The organism is candidate division TA06 bacterium B3_TA06 (genome assembly GCA_005223075.1).
Classification (GTDB): Bacteria; Hydrothermota; Tepidihabitantia; order B3-TA06; family B3-TA06; genus B3-TA06.
In genome coordinates, this window is record NJBO01000012.1 from 1 (window position 1) to 21,558 (window position 21,558).

The following is a 21,558-nucleotide window of genomic DNA, read 5'->3' on the forward strand; positions in this document are numbered from 1 at the left end:
AAGAGTTCTACACCGAGGGGATCAAGACCACCGTGCCGTTTCATTTAAAAGTCTTAGACGATGCAGAGTTCCGCGCCGGCAACCTTCACACCGGCTTCATCGCCGAAATGGCGGAACGGGCGAAGGCCAAAGAGAAGAAGTAAGTTCCACAAAATCAGAGAGATATGAAAGACGCCCCGCAAGGGGTGTTTTCTTTGCTAAAAGAGTTAAGAAGGCATTTGCTTCCTTTTGAGGAACTTCTTAGCCGTTGCATAGACGTCGTCATGCGGTCCGATTGTGAAAATCATAACAGAGTTGTCTGAGCGATTCTTACATCCCTTGCAATTTAAAAATCCCTGTCTATTCTGCTCACGACATTCTTTGCATATGCAAATGAGCATAAGGAAGTTCTTTTTGATCTTTACAGTACGTAACCCAACGAGATCGTGTCTTAACCGTTCACTAACGCTGGCGTCATTAAGGATGGGTTTTTAGAGCATTCGTCTTTCCTTTGATAGTATTTTTAAGATTCGCGAATTTTTCCCGGACCAGACTTTTGACATTTTCGGTGACAATTACTTCAAATTCGGGTGGGGTTTTACTCAAAAAGGGAATCGACCGGATATAATTTGCCCCTTCTTGCGTCTTCTATTCCCCTTTTGAAAGATGCAAGAAGCTCAGGACTTCCTTCGATAATCTCCGTCGCAGTTAACTTATTGGCAATAGCGATCAACTCTTTAACCTCTTCTTCGGAATCCAGAGAAGCGAGCTCCAAAGATACATAGCTTCTTGGCAGCAGGTGTATCCAGGCATAGTTTTGATGGCTTAAGTATATTACCATCTCGGTAGAACAGGAGAGGAACTCCTTGGCGACGCTGCGGAGCACTTTCTGTTCGGTCTCTGAGAAGACAGATAAATCGTAGGGCTTTGCAGGCAAGAACGGAGTTTGATTCCTTCGTCCCTTCCTTATAAGTCTTGCCCGCTGCATAGAGTCCAGAACTTTATCAAATCCTGCAGGCATTGGCCCCAGGTTCATCCGAAGGTAATCGATCCCAGTGATAGGCTCGTTTGTTGCTTTGTAGGCTTTCAGGTCCGCAAAAAACAACAGCTTCGCCAACTTCACTTTACCCAATTTCCTATTGTTGGCTTCGTGAAGGAAGAACAAGATGGTATTTACCATCTTTGCCGGGAGAGTTCCACTCATCGTTTAATTATGTGCATATTTCAATGTTTGTCAAGGGCGGCCGAACTCTCACTCTTACGTTAAGTTTCACTTATAAATCATCTTCCGAAACCTGACGAATGCAATCGAAATCTGAGGGAGTAGGGGCCGACGTTCGCAACCTTTGGTTGCCCGCTTTGCGTCCCCTCGGTCCGGTATTACATCGCTTGAGGAACAGGTGGACGTTGGTATTATTCTACAGGTTGATTTAGAAGGAGGTAACCTATGTTCCTTTTGGTGTTAGCCCTTTATGCAGGGGAGTGGGTGGAGACTACCCAGGAAGATTTCTGCGACGGCTGCTATGAAGTGAACCTATACGCTTCCCATCGCGGTGACGGGGCTTTGGAGTTTGTACCCCGCTGGGATGCAAATAACGACAGCTGGATAGACCTTCTATCCTGCCACGTTTACGGTGGATCCAAGCTCTTCTGGGGTAGCCCGCTTGGATTTTCGGATAGTCGCTGTTGCGATTATTATGCAGGAAGCGGAGGAGGATGCTTTGCCGACCTAAATCAGGATGGGTATCCTGATTATATCTCTACCGGCCCAATATGCATCTATTGGGGGAGTCCCGACGGTCCGGATACGACAAATTTCACCACGCTCGAAAACGGGATGGAGGCCTGCCTGGTTGCCGATTTCAACAAGGACGGTTATCTGGACATCGCCTTCGACTACGCCGATTATGATTACGGAGGCATCTACTGGGGTTCGCAACGGGGTTATTCAGAGACAAACCTAACCCTTCTGCCCACGGTTAAGGCGCAACACAATATAGAAGCAGCGGACCTCGACAAAAATGGTTGGCTCGATCTTGTATTCGTTAATCAGGAAGGGAACTACAACGTTATCTATTGGGGCGCAGAATCAGGCTTCCGAGCTTCAAACCGAACGCACCTTGCTTATCTTATGGAATATCCCCACGGGTGCTCGGTCGCCGACCTGGATGCTGACGGGTGGCTGGATCTTATTTTCACTGGTAACTACAATATTGATGAGTCCTGGATCTACTGGGGACCTGACTTTTATTCATGGGAGAAAACCACACTAGCCACCGGCGAGTGCTACGGCGGGTCGGCGCTCTCAGACCTTAATGGCGACAGTCTTCTGGATATAGTGTTCTTCCGTGGAGCAACAACCAACTATCTGACCCGTATCCAATGGGGAGACGGAAACCGCTTCAGAGACGATTCATTCAGTCTGGTCGGGCCTGCCTTCAGGGCATCAGGAGGGTTCGTTGCCGACTTTAACAAGGATGGGTACCTTGATGTCTTCATGAACTCTTACGATGAGGAGAGCCCCATCCTGTACGGCCCGGATTTCGATACTTCCAGTATGACTTGCCTTCACGGCGGGATAGACCACCATGCATTGGCCAGGGAGATAGGAAACGTTTACACCAGGGAATATAAAGAGGCCTACTACTCCTCAATCTACGACGCACAGATAGATGTTGGTTATGTGGAGTTATCATGGGAAGATTCATGTCCTGGCAACAGCAGGATACGTTTTGCCATACGGACGGGCGAGAAGCCGGACACCACAAACAACTGGTGCATGTGGACTCCGCTTGCTAACGGTGAACGCGTGGTTATCCTGAATGACTTCTACTCCATCCACCGCTATATCCAGTACAAGGCGATCTTTGAATACACTAATCCTGCCGAGCTGCCGGTGCTCAAAGAGGTTCGCATCCGCTACGAGGAGGCGGAAGGCGTTGAAGAAGACCGCAACCTGTCTTGCCCCTTCGGGCTCATCGTTACCCCCAAGAGTTTCTGTTCCGAGTGGAGTATCCGGTTCTCTACCTCAAGTCCAGGGCCGGTGGAGCTGGCTGTCTATGACATAAGAGGTTCCCGTGTACGTACCCTGATGCAGGAAAACGTATCTGTCGGACGCTTCTCGCTTATCTGGGACGGCTGCGACGAGGATGGCATCGTTCTGCCTGAGGGTGTTTACTTCGTTCGCCTGAGAACTCCAGAAGGTGAACAGGCCACTCTTGGCTTCAAGATTATCCAACGCGTGAATATGAAGGTGTGGCTTTGACATCCCCACGATCGTCACTACAATCATCCTCCCATGGCTGAACACCTGACTAAAAAAGACCTCTACGCGCGCTTCCTTGAATCCGCCTCGTTGATTCGCTTCCTTGGCTTATCCGAGCTGCCTCGCTCGGTTTCAGGACTGCCGGGAGGACTGCGTGCCTTCTTTCTTAAAGCACTTCGGGGGAGCGGGAGCCAGATGCTCTACCTGGCAAAGGACTCCGAAGAGGTGGAACGCTTACTTTTTGATCTAGAGGGGATTGATCGTACGGGTATAGTTGCGATTCGCAGGATCGAGAGCCTCAACCTGTTACGTCTTTCGTCCGGCGCGCCGAGACTGATTCTCTGTCCTGCAGAGCTGTCCGAGCAAAGCATGGGCTGGCGAGAAGAACGAGCGTCAGTCTATTTTGAGCCCTCAGGCGAGGTGGAACTTGAGGAAGCCCTGAACTGGCTTGAAGAAAACGGCTTCGAGCGCGAAACACTCCTGACCGAGCCTGCTGAGTTCGCGCAAAGGGGAGGGATATTGGACGTCTTCTCCCCCTTGTGGTCCGAACCGGTGCGGATTGAGTTCGAGGGCGACAGGGTTGTATCTATCAGACGTTTTGATCCCCTTACCCAGCGCTCGCATGAGAAACTTTCCTCGGTTGAAATCATCTCAAACAAGCCCCCTGACAGCCAGGGACCAACGCTCCGAGAGTATCTAAAGGATAGCTTGACAATCTCCGCTCTGCCTGAGGCCTCCCCCCGATTGCTGATTACCGATAAAGCCGCAGAATTTGCACCCCAAGAGGGGTACTTTGATTTCGGCTTTACACCCGCGGTAAAAGTCTTAGGACACTTCGAGGAGCTCCGAGAGCTCGAAAGCCAGGGGCTTGAACTTTGCTTCGCGCTTGATCCTGAGCACGGGGAATCTTATCTCTCCCATCATCTTGAGCGCTTCAAGCTGGTTGACGCTCATCTCTCCGGTGGGTGGGTGGATAGAGCTACAGGTTATGGTGTTTTCACCGAGCACGAGCTGTTCGGGGTCAGGCACCGGCGCCGCCTCCCACGCCACTTCAAAGGGATTCCCTCGGACGCAATCTATGAACTTCACCCTGGCGACTACGTGGTGCACATAGACTACGGCATCGGCATCTACCAGGGGCTAAAACGTTTGGAGATTGGAGGCCAGGAGAAGGAGTTTTTGAAGATCTCCTATGCGGGCACCGACGTTCTTTATCTGCCGGTGGAGAACCTCGGGCTCCTGGACCGCTACATAGGTGCCGAGGGTCGCGCACCTAGGGTCAACCGGCTGGGTTCACAGCGCTGGAGGCTTGCGCGCAAGCACGCCCGCAAGGCCGCATACGACTACGCCCAGGAGCTTTTAGCCCTCTATGCTAAACGGTCGGTGGTGCGCGGCCACTCCTTCAGCCGCCATCCAGACGAGATGGAGTGGGTCGAGCTTACCTTCCCTTACGAGGAGACCCCGGATCAAAAGCGCGCCATTGAATCGATCTTAGCCGATATGGAGACGCCAAACCCCATGGACAGGCTTGTCTGCGGCGAGGTGGGATACGGCAAGACCGAGGTAGCGGTGCGCGCCGCCCTCAAAGCCGCACTTGACTCAAAACAGGTGGCCATGCTCGCCCCGACAACCATCCTGGCGCTTCAGCACTACCGGACGTTCACCGAGCGCTTGAAAGAGCTACCAATAAGGGTCCAGATGCTCTCACGCTTCGTCGGGCTGGCAGAACGCAGAAAGACATTGGCAGAGTTGGCCTCAGGCAAGGTAGACGTGCTTATCGGCACCCACGCGTTGCTTGCCGAGGCGGTGAAATGGAACGATCTGGGGCTTCTTGTAGTAGACGACGAGCACCGCTTCGGGGTCAGACAGAAGGAGCGCATCCGCCGCAAGAAAGCTGAGGTGGATACCCTGACGCTGACCGCTACGCCGATCCCGCGCACGCTGTACATGAGCCTTGTGGGGATCCGCGACGTCTCAAGGATCGAGACACCTCCCGTTGGCCGAAAAGACGTGGTGACCGAGGTATCTAACTGGTCGGACGATATGGTAAGGGAATGGGTGCTGCGCGAGCGCTCAAGGGGAGGATTGGTGCTCTTTATACACAACAGGATCGAGACCATCGAATCGTTAAGACGCAGGCTGGAAAGGCTTCTGCCCGGACTTCGCCTAGAGGTCGCCCATGGCCAGATGCCGGAGCGAAAGCTGGTTAGTATCTATGACAGCTTCATCGAACGCAAAATAGATATCCTCATCTCTACCGCCATCCTCGAGGCCGGCATAGACATACCGGACCTGAACACGATAATCGTTGACCGCGCTGATCTGTTTGGCCTTGCCGATCTCCATCAATTGCGCGGCCGTGTGGGGCGAGGCCAGCGTCAGGGCTATGCGCTGTTTATCGTTCCGCGAAGGACTACCGACGACGCCCGCAAACGGCTTGCCGCAATCCGCGCCTACGCCGAGCTTGGTGCAGGATACAGGCTGGCTGTGCGTGACATGGAGATACGCGGGGTGGGCAACCTGTTGGGAACCGAGCAGCACGGACACGTGAACTCCATAGGTTTCATGCTCTACACGAAGCTCTTATCAGAGGCGGTGGCAAGGCTCAAGGGCGAGGAGTGGTTCACCGAACCTGTGCTGGAGATAGAGCATGGCGCGTACCTGCCTGAGACCTACATCGGCGATTCGGCGGAGCGCGTCTCTCTCTACAAGCGACTCCTCTCAGTGGAGGAGGAGAGAGAGATCGACGCCCTGCATGAGGAACTTGCCGACCGCTTCGGCAAGATGCCCTCCTCTGCCTTAAAAATTCTGGACATCGCCCGGGTTAGGGCATTAGCGAGAAAGAAGAAGGTGAGCAAGGTCAGCTATCGAAAGGATTCCTGGTTCATCCTTGCCGCCGACCGCACCCTGCGCGGCACCGGCCCGTTTGAGATGCTTTTGGATCAGCTGAGGAGATTGTAGCACAAACCTCAGCGTGCCACTGGCGAGTATCAGCCTCGTAGGGGCCGGTTTCGGTGTGCCCCCGTCGGGTATTAAACCGGCCCGATCTCTTTACCGGGCCGATCTGACACGAAGTGCGCAGCCTCGGCTGCGAAGGTCGGCCCCTACAGACCTCCACATAGTTAGACATATGCATCTCGCAACATTCCAGGCACGCTAAAGGCTAGAAACCCCCTACCTTATCACCCGATCTTCCACTCCCAAGAACCAGAACAAACCAATATAAGATGCTTGCCCAACCTCGCTCCGGCTTGGGAGACAACCCACAATAAGACCTTCTCCACCCAGTCGCGATCCGGAACATCATTTGATTCACGGGCATAGGTAGTGCTTGGCAAACCGGCAGCCTCCCCAGCACTAGACCTGAGAAACGGACAGAATCCATACTTACCCAACGCCTCTGCCGTCTTCCTGTAATGATCGGGTGAAGGGTTCTTAAGGTCAAAAGATATGATAGCAAGTGAAGCCATTCGACCTCCTCCTTTGTTCGGATTGCTATAGCAATAACTTATATTAACTTCCTTTTCAGGCATGTCAAGTCCCCTCTCCCTGCTTGACACAAGCATCCCGCAATGTTACACTTACTCCAAAGAGGAGAGAGATTGAACTACGTATTGGATAGAATTTATGCCGATGTTGAGAGTCTTGCGGCAACTGAGTTCGGGCAGCCCAATCCTGAGATACGCCGACCGCCCAAGGGGTCGGAAGCGATCTACGCCGTGCCATGCTTCCAGTACGCGAAAGAGAAAGATACTAATCCTATAAAGTTGGCAGAGGGGTTATCGGCTAAATGGAACCAGGGATTGCAAGCGGGCTCACTAATCGAAAGATTCGAGCCTGCACGCGGATACGTAAATGTATTTGTAGATCAAAAAACTCTCCTTGCACGCATACTCAAAGACCTGCTAGATTATGGTGAAAAATATGGTTCCTACCCGAAACTCAACAAGACCATGGTGGTTGACTACTGCTCGCCCAACATCGCTAAGCCCTTGTCGGTAGGGCACTTAAGATCAACCATCATCGGCCAGGCGCTTATAAATATTCTACGAGCAAGGGGATACCGAGTAGTGGGCATAAACTTCATGGGTGACTGGGGAACGCAATTTGGCAAGCTTATTTATGCGTTTGAGCAGTGGGGTAACGAGAAGAAGTTGGAAGATGAGCCAATCCAGCATCTATTGGAACTTTACGTGCGCTTTCACAAGGAGGCCAAGGAAAACCCGGCTTTGGAGGATGAAGGTCGGGCGGCGTTCAAACGATTACAGCAGGGAGGAGAAAAGGAACGAGCGCTCTGGCAGCGCTTCCGAGAAAGTAGCCTTGAGGCCTTCGAAAAGACGGTAGCCCGACTGGGGGTTAAGTTTGACCACAACTGGTTTGAGAGCGAGTTCGAGGAGAGGGCGTGTGAGTTGGTGAACGAGCTACTTGCCAAAGGGATCGCCGAAGAGTCAGAAGGAGCAATAATAATCCGATTCAGACCTTTACTGCCAGCCGAATCTCCTGAGCCTCCGCCAGCCCAACCTCCACTTGTAATCCGTAAGTCTGACGGAACCACCCTCTACCCGACACGTGATCTCGCCTCAGCCGTGGAAAGAATCGAAAGGTTCCAGCCTGTCCATAGGTTGTTATATGCTGTAGCTTCAGAACAAACCCTTTACTTCTCCCAGTTATGGAATGTCCTAGAGGAGATGCGGAAAAGGGGATTCTTCAAGCATGCGAAGATAAATCAACCAGGGATACTGAAGTATATACCCTTCGGGATGGTGTCACTGCCAACAGGTAAGATCTCCACACGCGAGGGGCGCATCGTTTATCTTGACGAACTCCTGGACGAGGCCGAGCGTCGAGCAGCCCAGATCATAGCAGAAAAGAACCCGGATATGCCTGACGCCCGAAGGAAGGAGGTGGCAAGAAAGGTGGGGATCGGAGCCGTGATCTATGCCGACCTCTCTCAGGATCGAATAAAGGACATCGTCTTCGACTGGTCAAAGATGCTGGCATTCGAGGGCAACAGTGCTCCTTATCTGCAGTACGCGGCGGTGCGCTGCGCCAGGATACTTGCCAAGGCCTCGCCTGAAGATCGCAAGTGTTTGGAGGAGCCCAAGGATGCCGACATCCCCAGGATGGTGGAAGAGATCAAGGAACCGCAGAGCATCGAGCTTCTTATGGCCTTGGGCCGATTCCCGCAGGCGATAGCAGAGGCCGCAGAGCGCTACGCCCCGCACGCCCTGGCCTCCTATCTATACGATCTTGCCACCGCACTCAGCCGGTTCTACACCGAGGTGCCTGTTCTTAAAGCCAAAACCAACACTGCCCGTCTGGCAAGGCTGACGCTTATCGAGGCGACGGGCCGGGTCCTGCGCCGAGGCCTTGCTCTCCTGGGGATCGAGACGCCTGAGCAGATGTAATAATGCACAAGTATCTAAATAAAAAAAGGAGGCAATTCTGCCTAATTCAATGACTCCTAATAAGCATCTGATAGATGCTCTTGGCGATCACCTAGACGCGTTCTCATGGAAGCTGTGGGTAAGTGTGACAGTTAAGCCTTACTTGGACGAGAAAGGGCAGGTATGCCGTCCTGATAACGAACAGGCCATGAGGACTTGGGGTAGATTCAATAAGCTTCTTAGGCATGAGATAGGTCATCGCTCAGAATTCCTTGGACTCATCGAGAGACACAAGGAAGGCGTCACCCCCAGCTTTTGCGTTCACGGGCTATTCTGTGGAGAGGATCTGAAAAGAGTATCGACAGAAGTCTTCAGAGAAAAGTGTTTGAAGCACCTTGGTGAGACTGCGATCGAGACCTATGATCCGCATCGCGGAGCAAAACATTACTTGGTCAAATATCTCTCCGGAGACGGTGAAGCTGAGCTTATCTTTTCCCGTAATCTGCCCAGGTGGTTGCGTTCGATAGAGGATAGCTCTCAACGCGCTCACGCCGAAGCTATCCTCGCCTTACGGCCATAACTTCCCCAAAACCGAGTCGGAAAAACTCCCGACGGACGAGACCCCCGAAGAGATGTAGCCAAATCCTCCTTTTCTCCTGACGGAGAAAAGATCGGAGAAGAATAAAAGGAAGTAGCCGACGAAGTCGGCCACTTTTTACCTGCAATCTTCTACCCTGCAACAAAAAGAACCAGGTTTACACCCTTGACAAATCATTTTAATTGAGGATAGTAAAAGGTATGGCGCGTACCATAGACGAACAGATCAGACGCCTGGAAGAGCTGGGGCCGATTCTGATCAGAGGGTTTCAGTTGATCGGTTCCTCCACGCCCTTCGGCAGTGAGCTTTCCTTCTCCCAGTATATGATCCTACAGACGCTTCTCCTGAAAGAAGCGATGCGGATGAACGAACTCGCCTCAACCCTGGGTGTATCAAAGGCGAACGTTACCGGATTGGCGGATCGTATGATACGCTCCCGGCTTCTCGAACGCCTGCGTTCGGATGAGGACCGCCGGGTGGTCTTCGTGAGACTCTCTCCCAAAGGACAGCGTATCGCCCAGCGTCTCTTAAATGCCCAGCGCAAGGATTGGAAACGTATCATGGAGAAGCTGCCACCTCGTAACCTTGAGATCTTCATGAACTCCCTCGATCAACTCGCCCATGCCCTGGCAGAGAGAACTCGTGAAGCCCCTCTGCCCGATGAAAAAGACTAATTTACCCTTCCCCTTCCCAATCAACGCCTCAGGCAAACCCCTTCACAAGGAGAAGGTTTTGGAACCAGGCCTCCGGGCAAGGGTCCTCGTGGTTCTCGCCATGAGTGCGGTCCCGGCCTTCGCCTACCTTGATCGGACAGAACCACCATTGATACTTGCCCACCGCGCAGGAGCGTTTGTTGTGCCTGAGAACACGATTGAGGGATGGGCCGAGTCAAGGATTCGCTACCAGCCCGACGTCTGGGAACTGGATGTGCATCTCACCGAAGACGACAGTCTGGTGGTGATCCACGACGAGGAGATTGACCGCACAACCAACGGCACGGGTCTCGTCAGAGAGATGGCCTTTGTCCAGATCCGCTCCCTGGATGCGGGGTTCTGGTTCACCCCCGACTCAGGGGGAACCTACCCCTGGCGCGGGAAAGGGCTGCGTATACCGACACTTGGCCAGGTCTTTGATTCTTTTCCAAGGGACTTCTTCAACATCGAGATCAAGGATTCCCTTACATACGCGGCGGCTCGCCTTGTAGGAATCATCCGCGAAAAAAGGATGCAGAATCAGGTGGTTGTGGTCTCGGAATATACCGAGGTTTTGGAATGCTTCAGGGAATTTGATCCATCTGTGGCCACCGCCGCCACGCCGGACGAGATCCGCAAGTTCGTCATCTGGGGAAAGCTGGGACTTGGATTCCTGGCCAGGACCCCGATGGACGCGGTCCAGGTGCCCGAATACTCAGGCTCCATACACGTGGTTACGCCGGGTTTCGTTAAGCGCTGTCACCGTAAAGGAATCCAGGTGCACGTCTGGACCGTCAACGACGCTGAGTCCATTAAACGTTTGCTTGAAATGGGCGCAGACGGCGTCATCACCGACCGCCCCGATGTTGCAGACAGGGTCGCAAAAACCATGGGGTTCCGCGAGTTCCCCCGTAACACACCGTAACACCCCCGTACACCTTCGGGGCAGAGCCTGCCCCTTGAAGTATTTTATACTTCATAGGGTATTCTCATTATTACTTGGAGCTAATGCTCCAGAACATCTAAGAATATAACACCCGTAACACCCGTAACACCCGTAACACATCCACCCCTTGACATAAGCCCGTAAAGCGTTATCTTTAGGATGTAGTGAGAAAACTGCTGCCGATTCTTATAGTTCTTGCAAGCGTGCTGGGGGGGTGCGGGCGCAGGGTAAGCGTTACTGGGGCGCTAACCCACAGTGAGACCGGGCGGCCCATTGCCGGAGCGTGGGTTTATGATCCAACCCTTGACACGCTCGCGATAGACTCCCTTGCAACGCCCGATATTGAACCGCTTGATGGCATACACCCGAATAAACAGATAGTCACCACGGACAGCGCGGGCCGCTATTTGTTGGAGAACATCTCGGCGCGCAGGCACTTCATCTACTTTGCCGCCAAGGACTTTGAGTGGATCAAGGTGGACTTCAAAGCAAAGGGACGCGACTCAATATTCGAGCTAAACGTCAAGCTCGAGCCCGAACCCATCGAGGTGATCTACTAGAGCTATTACCCCTTACGTTACATTGTCATCGAAGAAATGGGCTGAACTCTCAATTATTCCCTTACCCTTACGCCAGTCGTTTTTTGCTACGCTCAACAAACCACGTTTGACCTGTCTACAGATATCGATTATATCTTCGTCTAGGCAGAACGATTTTACATTCTCTCCGTGTTTTTTCACAATCTCATCGATTTGAAGGTTAAGCTTTTCAACCGTTCCAAGCCTTAAAATTATTTCCCCGTCACGCTTAACGAAGCTGTAAAAATCATGGTAGATTTCTCTCAGCAGAAGAAGTGGAAACATTACGAAGATTTCTCGTTTCCTATCGGGACTCTCAATACGAGAAACAAGAGAAAGTATCTTTTCTACAGCTCGCAGTATGCGGCGGGGATTGCCCATCGCTTTAGGTCCATACCCCTTGGATCTATCCCACCATCTACCTATAGCTTTCTCAAAATCCTTATCTGCCTCTATTCCAACCAACTCTTTATATTTCTTCGTCACAAATCCCTGGAAATGTTCGTGAGTAGGAAGAGGAATCCTATACATCCTATCAATTAGTTTCTCCAGATACCAATGTCCATTGATATTAACATCCTTACCAAAACGTGCCGTGATAGCATCGGCAACGACTTCTTTATCTAACGCGACGATAAAAATAACTCTTTCGCTGTCAAAGAATAACCTAAGTTTCTCTAAAAACTCGAGTGCCTTATCTGGCAAACAACGATCGAGGTCATCTACAGGTACAACAATTTTGGTATTCTTCGATTTACCCTCTAAACCTTTCTCCACCAACTCGTCGAATTGTTCGTGAAGTTCCTTCTCAGCAGCTTTCCAGATATTATAAATTTCGTCAGGTTTAGAATGCACGTTGACCCCAGGAAGCCCTATTGACACCCACGATGCAAACTTGAATAATGTATCTCTTACCTTACCGAGCAATTCCTTGGCGCTTTCCTTTTGGGACAACCTTAAATGTTCAGTAATAGTCTCAACCATGGCCGTTGCAAGATCAACCCTCCCAGAAAACCTCCAAAGCTCCATTCTATCAACGACTTCTAACGTTGGATATCTTTTTGCCCTTTGCTTTATACACTCAACAAGGAAACTCGACTTCCCTATCCCCCACTCGCCTGTAAGGCCAATCACGTATGGCGGATCGGTGGCCCTTAACTCTTCTACAAATTGCGGGACAAGTTTATCAAAACCCAGCAAGTCGTTTTTGATGTCGTCAATCGGCTCGCGCCGCTTGAAGCGGATAGTTGGTTTAGGTTCTTCGGCTTTGGTCATCGCTCCTCCTTTGCGTTAATATACAAAAAGCCTGCCCTTTGTCAACCGTTACCACCCTTGACTACCTACAATCTCACGGTATCCTTCCCCATGCCCATCTCGCCCTACGAGTTCATCCGATATAAACGTCTAGGCAAATCGGCTGATCCCAAGGATATAAAGGAGTTCATTCAAGGTTATCTGGATGCTAGCGTCGCCGACTACCAGATGTCCGCTTGGCTGATGGCGGTGTGCTTTAACGGACTATCGGATGCCGAGCTTTTTGCCTACACTGAAGCACTTATAGAGTCTGGCGAGCGGTTTGATCTCTCGGAAATCCCTGGCTGCAAGGTGGACAAGCACTCCACCGGCGGGGTGGGGGACAAGGTGTCACTGGTGCTCGCTCCGCTGGTAGCTTCTTGCGGGGTTGCGGTGCCCATGGTCTCGGGCAGAGGGTTAGGCCACACCGGAGGGACGTTGGACAAGCTGGCCTCCATCCCTGGATTCTGCACGGACTTGAGCGTGGATGAGTTCAAGCGCTATCTTTCCAAGATCGGGGTGGCGATGATGGGCCAGAGTGTTGATTTATGTCCGGCGGACGGAAGAATTTACGCTTTGCGTGACGTCACCGCCACGGTTGATTCGATTCCGCTGATCGCGGCGTCTATATCGTCAAAGAAGATCGCCGAGGGGGCCCAGGGTCTAGTTTTGGACGCGAAGGTAGGCTCGGGCGCGTTCATGAAGGATGAAAGCAAAGCCGAGGAGCTGGCCAAGACGATCGTGTGTGTTACGGGGAGGTTCGGGGTACGTACCACCGCTCTCTTGACCGACATGAGCCAGCCGCTGGGCAGGGCCGTTGGCAACGCCCTGGAAGTAGCCGAGGCTATCGATTGTCTTAAAGGCCAAGGGCCGGATGATCTGAGAAAGATAGTGCTTGAACTCGCTGCCGAGATGCTGCTACTGGCCGGGCGCAAGGATCACGAGCAGGCCAGAAAGGAGGCAGAGGATGCCCTGGAGCGAGGCAGGGCGCTTGAGAAGTTTCAGGAGATGGTCAAGATGCAAGGAGGTGATCCGGGGATAGTAGATGATCTATCTCTCCTGCCTCATGCAGCTCATGATATTCCGGTCCTAGCCGAGAGTAACGGGGTTGTGCAGTCTGTAGATACCTATAGGGTCGGTATGCTTGCGGTCGATCTGGGTGCGGGAAGAAGACACAAGGAGGATTTAATCGATCCGGCGGTGGGGTTTACGATACTCAAAAAGATCGGTGATGAGGTCAAGCAGAGCGAGGTGCTGGCGACCGTTCACGCAAGTAACGCATCAAAAGGGGTTAGAGTCGGCAACGAACTGGTAAACTGTTTTAAGATAGGCGATGGAAGCCCAAACGTGCCCCAACTTATAACCAAGAGGATCACATAGATTCAACGATGAACTAACTCGTCTAAGGGACGTAAAAAGGAGACTTAATTGGACTGCAAGCGTTTGACTTCCCCCTCCCTGCGCGTAGAATTAGGGTTATGGACGATAGCCGAATGCAACCAGTATACATAGAGGACGAGGTTCGCCAATCCTACCTCGACTACGCGATGAGCGTGATAGTGGGCCGGGCTTTGCCCGACATACGCGACGGCCTAAAGCCGGTTCAGCGCCGCATCCTTTACGCGATGAAGGAGCTGGGCCTTGATCCTAACAAAGCCTATCGCAAGTGTGCTACAGTGGTGGGTGAGGTTCTGGGTAAGTATCACCCTCACGGCGACCTGGCGGTCTACGACGCACTCGCGCGCATGGCCCAGGATTTCAGCCTGCGCTATCTGCTGGTGGACGGCCAGGGCAACTTCGGTTCCATAGACGGCGATCCGCCCGCGGCCTACCGTTACACCGAGGCCAAGCTGCAAAGACTGAGCCTTTCACTACTGGAGGACCTGGATAAGGAGACCGTTGATTTCGCGCCCAACTTTGACGGTTCGCGCCAGGAGCCGGAGGTTCTGCCTGCCGCCTTCCCCAACCTTCTGGTGAACGGTGCGGCCGGGATCGCTGTGGGCATGGCTACCTCCATCCCCCCTCACAACTTCTCAGAGATCACCGACGCCCTTGCAGCCATGATCGGCGAGCCAGGGGTCTCGGATGAGAAGCTCTGTGAGATTGTTCAGGGGCCTGACTTCCCCACCGGCGGTCTGATCCTGGGGCGCGAGGGGATAACCCAGGCCTACAAGACCGGACGTGGAAAGGTAACCGTACGCGGAAGGGCGCGATTCGAGGAGCCAAAACCCGGACGCCAGGCTATCGTCATAACCGAGATACCATACCAGCTCAACAAGTCCCAGCTCATCGAGCGCATCGTTAATCTGGCACGTTCAAAGAAGCTTTCAGACATCTCCGACCTGCGGGACGAATCAGACCGGGAGGGCATCCGCATCGTTATCGAACTCAAGCGAGGCGCCAACCGCGAGGTGGTGCTCAACAGGCTCTATCAGCACACGCCGCTGCAGTCCACCTATTCCATGATACTTTTGACCATCTCCAACCTGACGCCCAGGATATATCCCTTAAAGAAGATACTGGAAGAGTTCCTTGAGTTCCGCTACCAGAGCGTGCGGCGCCGCACCTCCTTTGAGCTTAGAAAAGCCGAGGAAAGGGCTCACATACTGGAAGGGCTGAAGATCGCATTGGACAACATCGATGAGGTCGTAGGGATCATCAAGAAGTCAAAAGATACCAAGATCGCCAAGGAAAGGCTGATGGAGCGCTTCAAGCTCTCCGATGTTCAGTCGCAGGCGATACTTGACATGCGGCTGGCGCGGCTGACAGGTCTTGAGCGGGGAAAGATCGAGGCTGAGTACCGGGAGCTGATCAAGGAGATAGAGCGCTTGAAATCGATCCTTGCATCGCGTACCGGGGTGATGGCGGTGATTACCGAGGAGTTAAAGGAGCTCAAGAAGCGCTTTGGCGATGAGCGCCGCACCGAGATCAGAGCCGAGAAGCCTGAGGAGATCACCCTTGAGGACCTTATCAGTGAGGAAGACGTAACCATCACCCTTACCCTGCGAGGCTACATCAAGCGCACGCCGGTATCCGGCTACCGCAAACAGGGCCGGGGCGGAACCGGACGGGGGACAATAGACCTGGGCAAGCAGGATATGGTCACGACTCTTTTAACCGGCTCGACCCACGACTCCATACTCTTCTTCTCCAACCTGGGACGCGCATATCTGCTTAAAGCTTATGAGGTTCCGGAGGGTTCGCTGACTGCCAAGGGAAGGCCGATATACCAGCTGTTTAACCTCTCCGAGGGCGAGCGCATAACCCAGCTCTTGCGGGTCAAGGAGTTCACCGAAAACGCCCATGTGGTGGTTGTAACCGAGAGAGGCGTTATAAAGCGTACCCCGCTCAAGCTTTTGGAGAACACCCGGCGCTCAGGTGTGATCGCCATCACCCTCAAGGAGGGAGACAGACTGCAGGATGTCCTTCTTGTGGAGGATGGAACCGATATCTGCCTGTTCTCAGCCGAAGGCCAAGGCATCCGATTCTCGACCGATGAGGTTCGTCCCATGGGCCGGGCCGCCGCAGGAGTGCGAGGAATTAAGCTGGCAGAGGAGGACAAGCTGGTCGCTGCGGTACTGGTGCGCAAAGATGTCTCGCTCCTCTTCGTCACCCGGAACGGCTACGGCAAGCGTATGAAGTTTGAAGAAATCCGACCTATCCACAGAGGAGGCAAGGGAGTTCGTGCCATCGCAGTAAACGAGAAATCGGGACTGCTGGTGGGCGTAAAGGTCATCAGTGAAGCCGGACACGCCATCATCGTAACCAAACACGGCACCGGTATCCGCATCGCCGCCAAGCAGGTGAAGCCCCTGAAGCGAGCAAGTCTGGGGGTTCGCCTCATCTCACTGCGCGCGGAGGATGAGGTGGCCGAAGTGGCGATCGTTCCAGAAGACGAGGAGTAGACATCAACCCATCGGAAACTAAAACCACGAGCAGAGGAGATGAACAAAGCACCTGAAAGAATCCCGTGGGATCACTATTTCATGAAGATAGCTCAGCTAGTGGCCGAGCGCTCCACCTGCGTCCGCCGCAAGGTGGGTGCGGTGATCGTTCGGGACAAACACATCCTTACCACCGGCTACAACGGCGCACCCAAGGAACTTCCGCACTGCACCCAGATCGGCTGTCTGCGGGAGGAGCTGGGAATCCCCTCGGGTGAGCGGGTGGAGATATGCCGCGGCATCCACGCCGAACAGAACGCCCTGGTGCAGGCCTCGCGGTTCGGTATCTCACTAGAGGGCGGCACGCTCTACTCGAGCACCCAGCCATGCGTTACCTGCGCCAAACTTTTGATCAACGCAGGTATAGTGAAGATACTCTACCTTGAAGGCTACGCGGACAAGTTGGGTAAGGAGATGTTAAGTGAGGCGGGGGTGGAGCTCGAACAACTAAAGTTCGAGGAGTAGCCATGCCCAGGATAACCGCAGGCGAGTTCAAGGGACGCAACTTGCGTTATCCCGAAGGCGCGAGGTTCAGACCTACCATGGACAAGGTAAAGGAGGCGCTGTTTTCTATAGTTGCCGAAGAGATTATCGACGCACGTGTGCTCGATCTTTATGCGGCAGCTGGGGGACTGGGATTGGAGGCGCTCTCACGTGGGGCAAGACAGGCGGTGTTCGTGGAGCAGAACCCCCAGGCGTGCAGGCATCTTGAGGCAAATATCCGAGCCCTTAAGGTGTCTGACCGCACCATAGTGGTTCGGCAGGACGTTCGCGTCTACCTCAAGCAATCGAAGTTCTTCGCCACCCATATCTTCTGCGACCCACCCTATTATTACAGCCTGGCCAAAGAGACCCTCGAGCTTCTTGCAAAGAACCCGGGTGTGACCACCGAAACCTTAATCATCCTCGAACACGCCTCAGATGAGGAGATAGCCATACCAAAGGGCCTTGAACTGAGAGAAACAAGGGAATACGGGGAGACCAAGTTGAGCTTCATCGGCAAGAAAGAAAGGAGGGTAAAGTGAGGATTGCGATCTATCCAGGCACCTTTGATCCCATAACCTACGGACATCTTGATGTTATCAAGCGCGCGCTCTCTTTATGCGATAAGCTCGTGGTGGCAGTGGCCGATCGCAGGGAGAAGGCCCCGCTCTTTTCGGCAGAAGAACGCGCCGAGCTGATACGAGAGGTGCTTGCCGACGAGCCTAGGGTGGAGACAGAGGCGTTCTCCGGCCTTCTTACCGAGTTCGCCAAATCCAAGAATGCAAACTTCCTGATCCGCGGGCTTCGAGCAGTATCCGATTTCGACTACGAGCTGCAGATGGCATTAACCAACCGCAACCTCGCCCCTGAGATAGAGACCATCTTCCTCATGCCTGCCGAGAACTACATCTTCATCTCCTCATCGCTTGCAAAGGAGATCGCCCGTCTTGGCGGAGACGTTTCCGAGCTTGTGCCGCCGGCGGTCGAGAAGGCCTTACACGAGTGCTTCGCGGGCAACGACTGAGCCGTTTTGCCATTGGAGGAAAGGGTTATTTAAGAAGTAGGGGCAAGGCATACCCTATGAGACGCCAAGCATCTCAAGGGGCACGCTGTGCCGTGTCCCTACAAATTCTGACTAGAGAGATATTTCCCGGGGTCCCCGAACGGATGCGCCTGTACCCCCGTCGGGTGAAGCAGCCGTTTGGGGTGTATAATCCCCTCCCCCTTGATCCCCCTTACCCGACTGGGGCACTTACGCCACCAGGGAGGGGGAAACGATTTATCAGAGGGTTCTCCTCTCTCTTTGGGAGACGTAAGTGCCACCGTCTGGCAGAAGTTAGAGGTGAGGGTGTCATTGCGAGGGAGACGGAGTCACCCGAAGCAATCTCATAATATTCATTTGGAGTGCAACAACCGCGTTGTTGCGTTGTTGTTTCAGCATGACAGAATAACAGGGTTGCTCCATAATTCTGACTTGACATACGCCGTATCCATCTTATCATAGAAGTATGGCTGAAGCTTTAGAGCGTATATCGGCTCCTTTGGGAGTGCTTATACAGAACGGTATGTTCACGCCGTCGCAGATAGTCAGAGAGCTTGACCGCTACATCATCGGTCAGGATGCGGCCAAGCGCGCGGTGGCCATAGCGCTCAGAAACCGCTGGCGCCGACAAAGGGTCTCCGGACCCTTACGTGACGAGATATATCCCAACAACATCATGATGATCGGCCCAACCGGCGTGGGCAAGACCGAGATCGCCCGACGTCTGGCCCAGCTGGCAGAGGCACCGTTCGTCAAGGTCGAGGCCTCCAAGTTCACCGAGGTCGGATACGTGGGCCGGGACGTTGAGTCCATGATACGCGAGCTTGTCGAGATCGCGGTCAAGATGGTCAGGGAAGAACAGACCCTAAAGGTCCAGGCCAAGGCTGAAGAGCACGCACGGGAGAGGGTGGTCGACCTCCTCTTACCCAGCATGCCACAACCCAGGGAGGGCGAACCGGACACTCGCGCCGAGACCCGTGCCAAGCTCAGAAAGATGCTTGATTCAGGCAGGCTGGATGAACGCACGGTGGAGATCAACACCTCACGTGAGCCCGCAGGACTCTTCGACCTCTTCCGCATGAGCGGCATGGACGAGGTCAATGTCGAGCTTCAGGATATGCTTCAAAACGCCCTGCCGCGCAAGCAAAAAACGCGCCGCGCAACCGTAAAGGAGGCCCTAAGGATACTTATCCAGGAGGAGGCGGCCAAGCTTGTAGATATGGAAGAGGTAACCCGGCTGGCCAAGCAGCGTGCCGAGAACTCGGGGATCGTCTTTATAGACGAGATAGACAAGATCGCGGTGGGCGAGGGCACGCGGGGGCATGCAGGACCGGACGTATCGCGCGAGGGCGTGCAGCGAGACCTTTTGCCCATCATAGAAGGATCAAACGTATCCACAAAGTACGGGCTGGTTCGCACCGATCATATCCTTTTTATCGGTGCGGGTGCTTTCCACAAGACCAAGCCCTCGGATCTGATCCCCGAGCTTCAGGGCCGCATGCCCATAAGGGTGGAGCTTGACTCCTTGACCAAGGAGGATTTCGAGCGCATTCTGACCGAGCCTGAGACAGCGCTCGTAAAGCAGTACCAGGCTCTGGTCGAGACCGAGAACACAAAGCTTAGCTTCACCAAGGATGGCATCGTGGCCGTGGCGGAGATCGCGGCACTGGTTAACGAGCGTTCTGAGAACATAGGCGCGCGCCGGCTGCACACGGTGATGACTACCTTATTGGAGGATTATCTCTACAACCTGCCGGAGTCGGGCGAGCGGGCGATTAAGATCACTGGCAAGGCCGTTCGCGCCAAGCTAGACGCCATCGTCGCCGACGAGGACCTGAGCCAGTACATTCTGTAAAAACTTGATTACAACGGCCTTGACAAAATCCAACTTCTAGTTATACTGTAATTATATTCCAACTTGGAGGCGATCATGGCTGGAAGTAACGTTACACATCTACTCACGATAAAGCTTGACGGCCCCAAGATCAAGCCGGGGCGTATCCCATTAAGTGATCTAGTGGCTTTAGGCGATAGGCTGATGAAAGCCATTGAACGCTCCGCAATGATATTAGGAGGAAAAGCGGTTAGTCTAAAGCGTGGCCGCAGAGCCAAGAAATTAAGGGAACCCTGTGCTCTTGACTTGGTAAGTATAGGCAGAGGAAGTGTTACTCTGGGATTCGAACGTACAACGAAGTTACCCGAGTTTGACGAAACAGATCCGGGATTGCAGGTAATAGAGAAAAGTATACAGGGACTAAACAAAGTCGTAAGTGACGTTGAAAAACCACTACCTCCTGGCTTTGACGAAGGGGTTTTGCTGGCGTGGCGAGATGTAGGGAAGCCTCTCCTCAGTAAACGCATAACCAAGATGGAATTCACCCTCAACCACCAGAGGACGCCTTTAACCGTAACTTACAACAAAACCGGCTTCAATAGGATACAAAAACGTATTCGGAAACCCGTAACAAACCAAAGAACAATAGAAGGCCGTCTATTGATGGCTGATTTCAAAGAAGAAGGTCCACGAATCAGAGTGCATCCCTCAATAGGTAAACCCGTAATCTGCTACTTTAAGGATTCGCTACGTGAGGAGGTGTATGAAAACATTCTGCACTTCGTAGAGGTAACGGGTGAAGCAAATATTAATCCTCAAACAGGGGAAATTATTAGCATCAAGATTTCAGATGTAAATCGCCTAGAAAGCAAAGAAGACGAACTCACAGACAAACTACCCTCCGGTTCACCCTTACAGGAAGGCTTTTGGTCAGAACTTTCTTTAGAGGAACTTGCTGAAGCGCAAGGCGTGAAGCGCTTAACTAATATCGAAGAAATCCTCGGTAAGTGGCCAGGGGATGAAAACGAGGGGGATATAGCGGAAGAAATCCGTAAATGGCGAGCCGAAGATCTCCACGAGGTTCGTTAGGTGGAACACGTTCTGATCGACACCAACGTACTCTCTTACATCTTTAAAAATGATACCAGAAGTTCTTCCTATTTGCCATACCTTTCATCCGACAAACTCCTCGCTGTTTCTTTCCAGACTGTAGCTGAGCTATACCTTTGGGCAGAAAAGCAATCTTGGTCGAACCCCAAAATCAATGAACTGCAAAACCTGCTCCAGAAATTCATCATTGTCCTTTATGATAACAAACTAGCACATATTTGGGCCGGAATTGTCGCTACACGAGAAAGAATCGGCACGCCTATTTCTTGCGCTGATGCATGGGTAGCTTCCTGCGCTTTACGACACTCCGCAACGCTCATTACACATAACAGAAAAGATTTCGAAAATATTCCTAAACTTAAGGTTATTTCCCACTAAAATCCGATCAACTGTTATTGGCTTTGTAG

Annotated in this window: 19 protein-coding genes; 16 read left to right on the forward strand and 3 right to left on the reverse strand. The window is 52.9% G+C overall.

Going from position 1 to position 21,558, the window contains the following annotated elements; translation table 11 throughout:
- Positions 1 to 20 precede the first annotated feature (20 nt).
- Positions 21 to 143 carry a hypothetical protein gene (locus CEE36_07635; protein TKJ41992.1) on the forward strand — a complete coding sequence of 41 codons (123 nt, stop codon included), beginning with the start codon at positions 21 to 23 and terminating at the stop codon, positions 141 to 143.
- A 434-nt stretch (positions 144 to 577) separates the two neighbouring features.
- Here CEE36_07635 and CEE36_07640 read toward each other — a convergent pair whose 3' ends face one another.
- Positions 578 to 1,183, reverse strand: a complete 606-nt coding sequence (locus tag CEE36_07640) for a hypothetical protein (protein ID TKJ41919.1) — start codon at positions 1,181 to 1,183, stop codon at positions 578 to 580.
- A gap of 243 nt (positions 1,184 to 1,426) precedes the next feature.
- Between CEE36_07640 and CEE36_07645 the strand changes: the two genes are divergently transcribed.
- Both CEE36_07645 and mfd read left to right on the forward strand, forming a co-directional pair.
- Positions 1,427 to 3,244, forward strand: coding sequence for a hypothetical protein (locus CEE36_07645; GenBank protein ID TKJ41920.1), 1,818 nt, complete (start codon positions 1,427 to 1,429; stop codon positions 3,242 to 3,244).
- 33 nt (positions 3,245 to 3,277) lie between these two features.
- Positions 3,278 to 6,205, forward strand: coding sequence for a transcription-repair coupling factor (mfd, locus tag CEE36_07650; GenBank protein ID TKJ41921.1), 2,928 nt, complete (start codon positions 3,278 to 3,280; stop codon positions 6,203 to 6,205).
- 221 nt (positions 6,206 to 6,426) lie between these two features.
- Here mfd and CEE36_07655 read toward each other — a convergent pair whose 3' ends face one another.
- Positions 6,427 to 6,714: a hypothetical protein gene (locus CEE36_07655; GenBank protein ID TKJ41922.1), complete on the reverse strand. Its 288-nt coding sequence runs from the start codon at positions 6,712 to 6,714 to the stop codon at positions 6,427 to 6,429.
- Between the two features lie 102 nt (positions 6,715 to 6,816).
- Here CEE36_07655 and CEE36_07660 point away from each other — a divergent pair, with 102 nt between their 5' ends.
- The 5 genes from CEE36_07660 (at position 6,817) to CEE36_07680 (ending at position 11,427) form a co-directional block, all read left to right on the forward strand.
- Positions 6,817 to 8,652 (forward strand): arginine--tRNA ligase, encoded by a 1,836-nt coding sequence (locus CEE36_07660; protein TKJ41923.1) that lies wholly within the window; start codon positions 6,817 to 6,819, stop codon positions 8,650 to 8,652.
- A 49-nt stretch (positions 8,653 to 8,701) separates the two neighbouring features.
- Positions 8,702 to 9,211 carry a hypothetical protein gene (locus CEE36_07665; protein ID TKJ41924.1) on the forward strand — a complete coding sequence of 170 codons (510 nt, stop codon included), beginning with the start codon at positions 8,702 to 8,704 and terminating at the stop codon, positions 9,209 to 9,211.
- Between the two features lie 218 nt (positions 9,212 to 9,429).
- A complete protein-coding gene (locus tag CEE36_07670; protein ID TKJ41925.1) occupies positions 9,430 to 9,903 on the forward strand; it encodes a hypothetical protein in 474 nt (157 codons plus the stop codon).
- A complete protein-coding gene (locus tag CEE36_07675; GenBank protein TKJ41926.1) occupies positions 9,851 to 10,846 on the forward strand; it encodes a glycerophosphodiester phosphodiesterase in 996 nt (331 codons plus the stop codon). The genes CEE36_07670 and CEE36_07675 overlap by 53 nt, the downstream gene beginning before the upstream one ends.
- A 185-nt stretch (positions 10,847 to 11,031) precedes the next feature.
- Positions 11,032 to 11,427, forward strand: a complete 396-nt coding sequence (locus CEE36_07680; protein TKJ41927.1) for a hypothetical protein — start codon at positions 11,032 to 11,034, stop codon at positions 11,425 to 11,427.
- Between the two features lie 12 nt (positions 11,428 to 11,439).
- Here the strand turns inward: CEE36_07680 and CEE36_07685 are convergent, their stop codons facing one another.
- Positions 11,440 to 12,720: a hypothetical protein gene (locus CEE36_07685; protein ID TKJ41928.1), complete on the reverse strand. Its 1,281-nt coding sequence runs from the start codon at positions 12,718 to 12,720 to the stop codon at positions 11,440 to 11,442.
- Positions 12,721 to 12,810: 90 nt separating this feature from the next.
- Here CEE36_07685 and CEE36_07690 point away from each other — a divergent pair, with 90 nt between their 5' ends.
- The 8 genes from CEE36_07690 to CEE36_07725 all read left to right on the forward strand — a co-directional run bounded on the left by CEE36_07690 (position 12,811) and on the right by CEE36_07725 (position 21,529).
- Complete coding sequence (locus CEE36_07690) at positions 12,811 to 14,118, forward strand: thymidine phosphorylase (GenBank protein ID TKJ41929.1); 1,308 nt, start codon at positions 12,811 to 12,813, stop codon at positions 14,116 to 14,118.
- 98 nt (positions 14,119 to 14,216) lie between these two features.
- Entirely contained in the window at positions 14,217 to 16,643 is a 2,427-nt protein-coding gene (locus CEE36_07695; protein ID TKJ41930.1) for a DNA gyrase subunit A, read from the forward strand.
- Between the two features lie 39 nt (positions 16,644 to 16,682).
- Complete coding sequence (locus tag CEE36_07700; protein TKJ41931.1) at positions 16,683 to 17,147, forward strand: cytidine deaminase; 465 nt, start codon at positions 16,683 to 16,685, stop codon at positions 17,145 to 17,147.
- A gap of 2 nt (positions 17,148 to 17,149) precedes the next feature.
- Positions 17,150 to 17,707: a 16S rRNA (guanine(966)-N(2))-methyltransferase RsmD gene (gene rsmD, locus CEE36_07705; GenBank protein TKJ41932.1), complete on the forward strand. Its 558-nt coding sequence runs from the start codon at positions 17,150 to 17,152 to the stop codon at positions 17,705 to 17,707.
- On the forward strand, positions 17,704 to 18,189 hold the full coding sequence (locus CEE36_07710; protein ID TKJ41933.1) for a pantetheine-phosphate adenylyltransferase: 486 nt from the start codon (positions 17,704 to 17,706) through the stop codon (positions 18,187 to 18,189). Before rsmD ends, CEE36_07710 begins: the two co-directional genes overlap by 4 nt.
- A gap of 541 nt (positions 18,190 to 18,730) precedes the next feature.
- Positions 18,731 to 20,062 (forward strand): HslU--HslV peptidase ATPase subunit, encoded by a 1,332-nt coding sequence (locus CEE36_07715; GenBank protein ID TKJ41993.1) that lies wholly within the window; start codon positions 18,731 to 18,733, stop codon positions 20,060 to 20,062.
- A 75-nt stretch (positions 20,063 to 20,137) separates the two neighbouring features.
- The gene (locus CEE36_07720) at positions 20,138 to 21,130 is read left to right on the forward strand and encodes a hypothetical protein (protein TKJ41934.1); all 993 of its coding nucleotides are present in this window, start codon (positions 20,138 to 20,140) and stop codon (positions 21,128 to 21,130) included.
- A complete protein-coding gene (locus CEE36_07725; protein ID TKJ41935.1) occupies positions 21,131 to 21,529 on the forward strand; it encodes a twitching motility protein PilT in 399 nt (132 codons plus the stop codon).
- The last annotated feature ends 29 nt before the right edge of the window (positions 21,530 to 21,558 follow it).

Excerpts from the sequence above, each read along its gene's own strand:
- rsmD (TKJ41932.1), top strand. The coding sequence starts at position 17,150 with ATGCCCAGGATAACCGCAGGCGAGTTCAAGGGACGCAACTTGCGTTAT.
- CEE36_07695 (TKJ41930.1), top strand. The coding sequence starts at position 14,217 with ATGGACGATAGCCGAATGCAACCAGTATACATAGAGGACGAGGTTCGC.
- CEE36_07675 (TKJ41926.1), top strand. The coding sequence starts at position 9,851 with ATGCCCTGGCAGAGAGAACTCGTGAAGCCCCTCTGCCCGATGAAAAAG.
- CEE36_07645 (TKJ41920.1), top strand. The coding sequence starts at position 1,427 with ATGTTCCTTTTGGTGTTAGCCCTTTATGCAGGGGAGTGGGTGGAGACT.
- CEE36_07720 (TKJ41934.1), top strand. The coding sequence starts at position 20,138 with ATGGCTGGAAGTAACGTTACACATCTACTCACGATAAAGCTTGACGGC.
- CEE36_07715 (TKJ41993.1), top strand. The coding sequence starts at position 18,731 with ATGTTCACGCCGTCGCAGATAGTCAGAGAGCTTGACCGCTACATCATC.
- CEE36_07640 (TKJ41919.1), bottom strand. The coding sequence starts at position 1,183 with ATGAGTGGAACTCTCCCGGCAAAGATGGTAAATACCATCTTGTTCTTC.
- CEE36_07655 (TKJ41922.1), bottom strand. The coding sequence starts at position 6,714 with ATGGCTTCACTTGCTATCATATCTTTTGACCTTAAGAACCCTTCACCC.
- CEE36_07700 (TKJ41931.1), top strand. The coding sequence starts at position 16,683 with ATGAACAAAGCACCTGAAAGAATCCCGTGGGATCACTATTTCATGAAG.
- CEE36_07660 (TKJ41923.1), top strand. The coding sequence starts at position 6,817 with ATGTTACACTTACTCCAAAGAGGAGAGAGATTGAACTACGTATTGGAT.
- CEE36_07665 (TKJ41924.1), top strand. The coding sequence starts at position 8,702 with ATGACTCCTAATAAGCATCTGATAGATGCTCTTGGCGATCACCTAGAC.
- CEE36_07670 (TKJ41925.1), top strand. The coding sequence starts at position 9,430 with ATGGCGCGTACCATAGACGAACAGATCAGACGCCTGGAAGAGCTGGGG.
- mfd (TKJ41921.1), top strand. The coding sequence starts at position 3,278 with ATGGCTGAACACCTGACTAAAAAAGACCTCTACGCGCGCTTCCTTGAA.
- CEE36_07690 (TKJ41929.1), top strand. The coding sequence starts at position 12,811 with ATGCCCATCTCGCCCTACGAGTTCATCCGATATAAACGTCTAGGCAAA.
- CEE36_07685 (TKJ41928.1), bottom strand. The coding sequence starts at position 12,720 with ATGACCAAAGCCGAAGAACCTAAACCAACTATCCGCTTCAAGCGGCGC.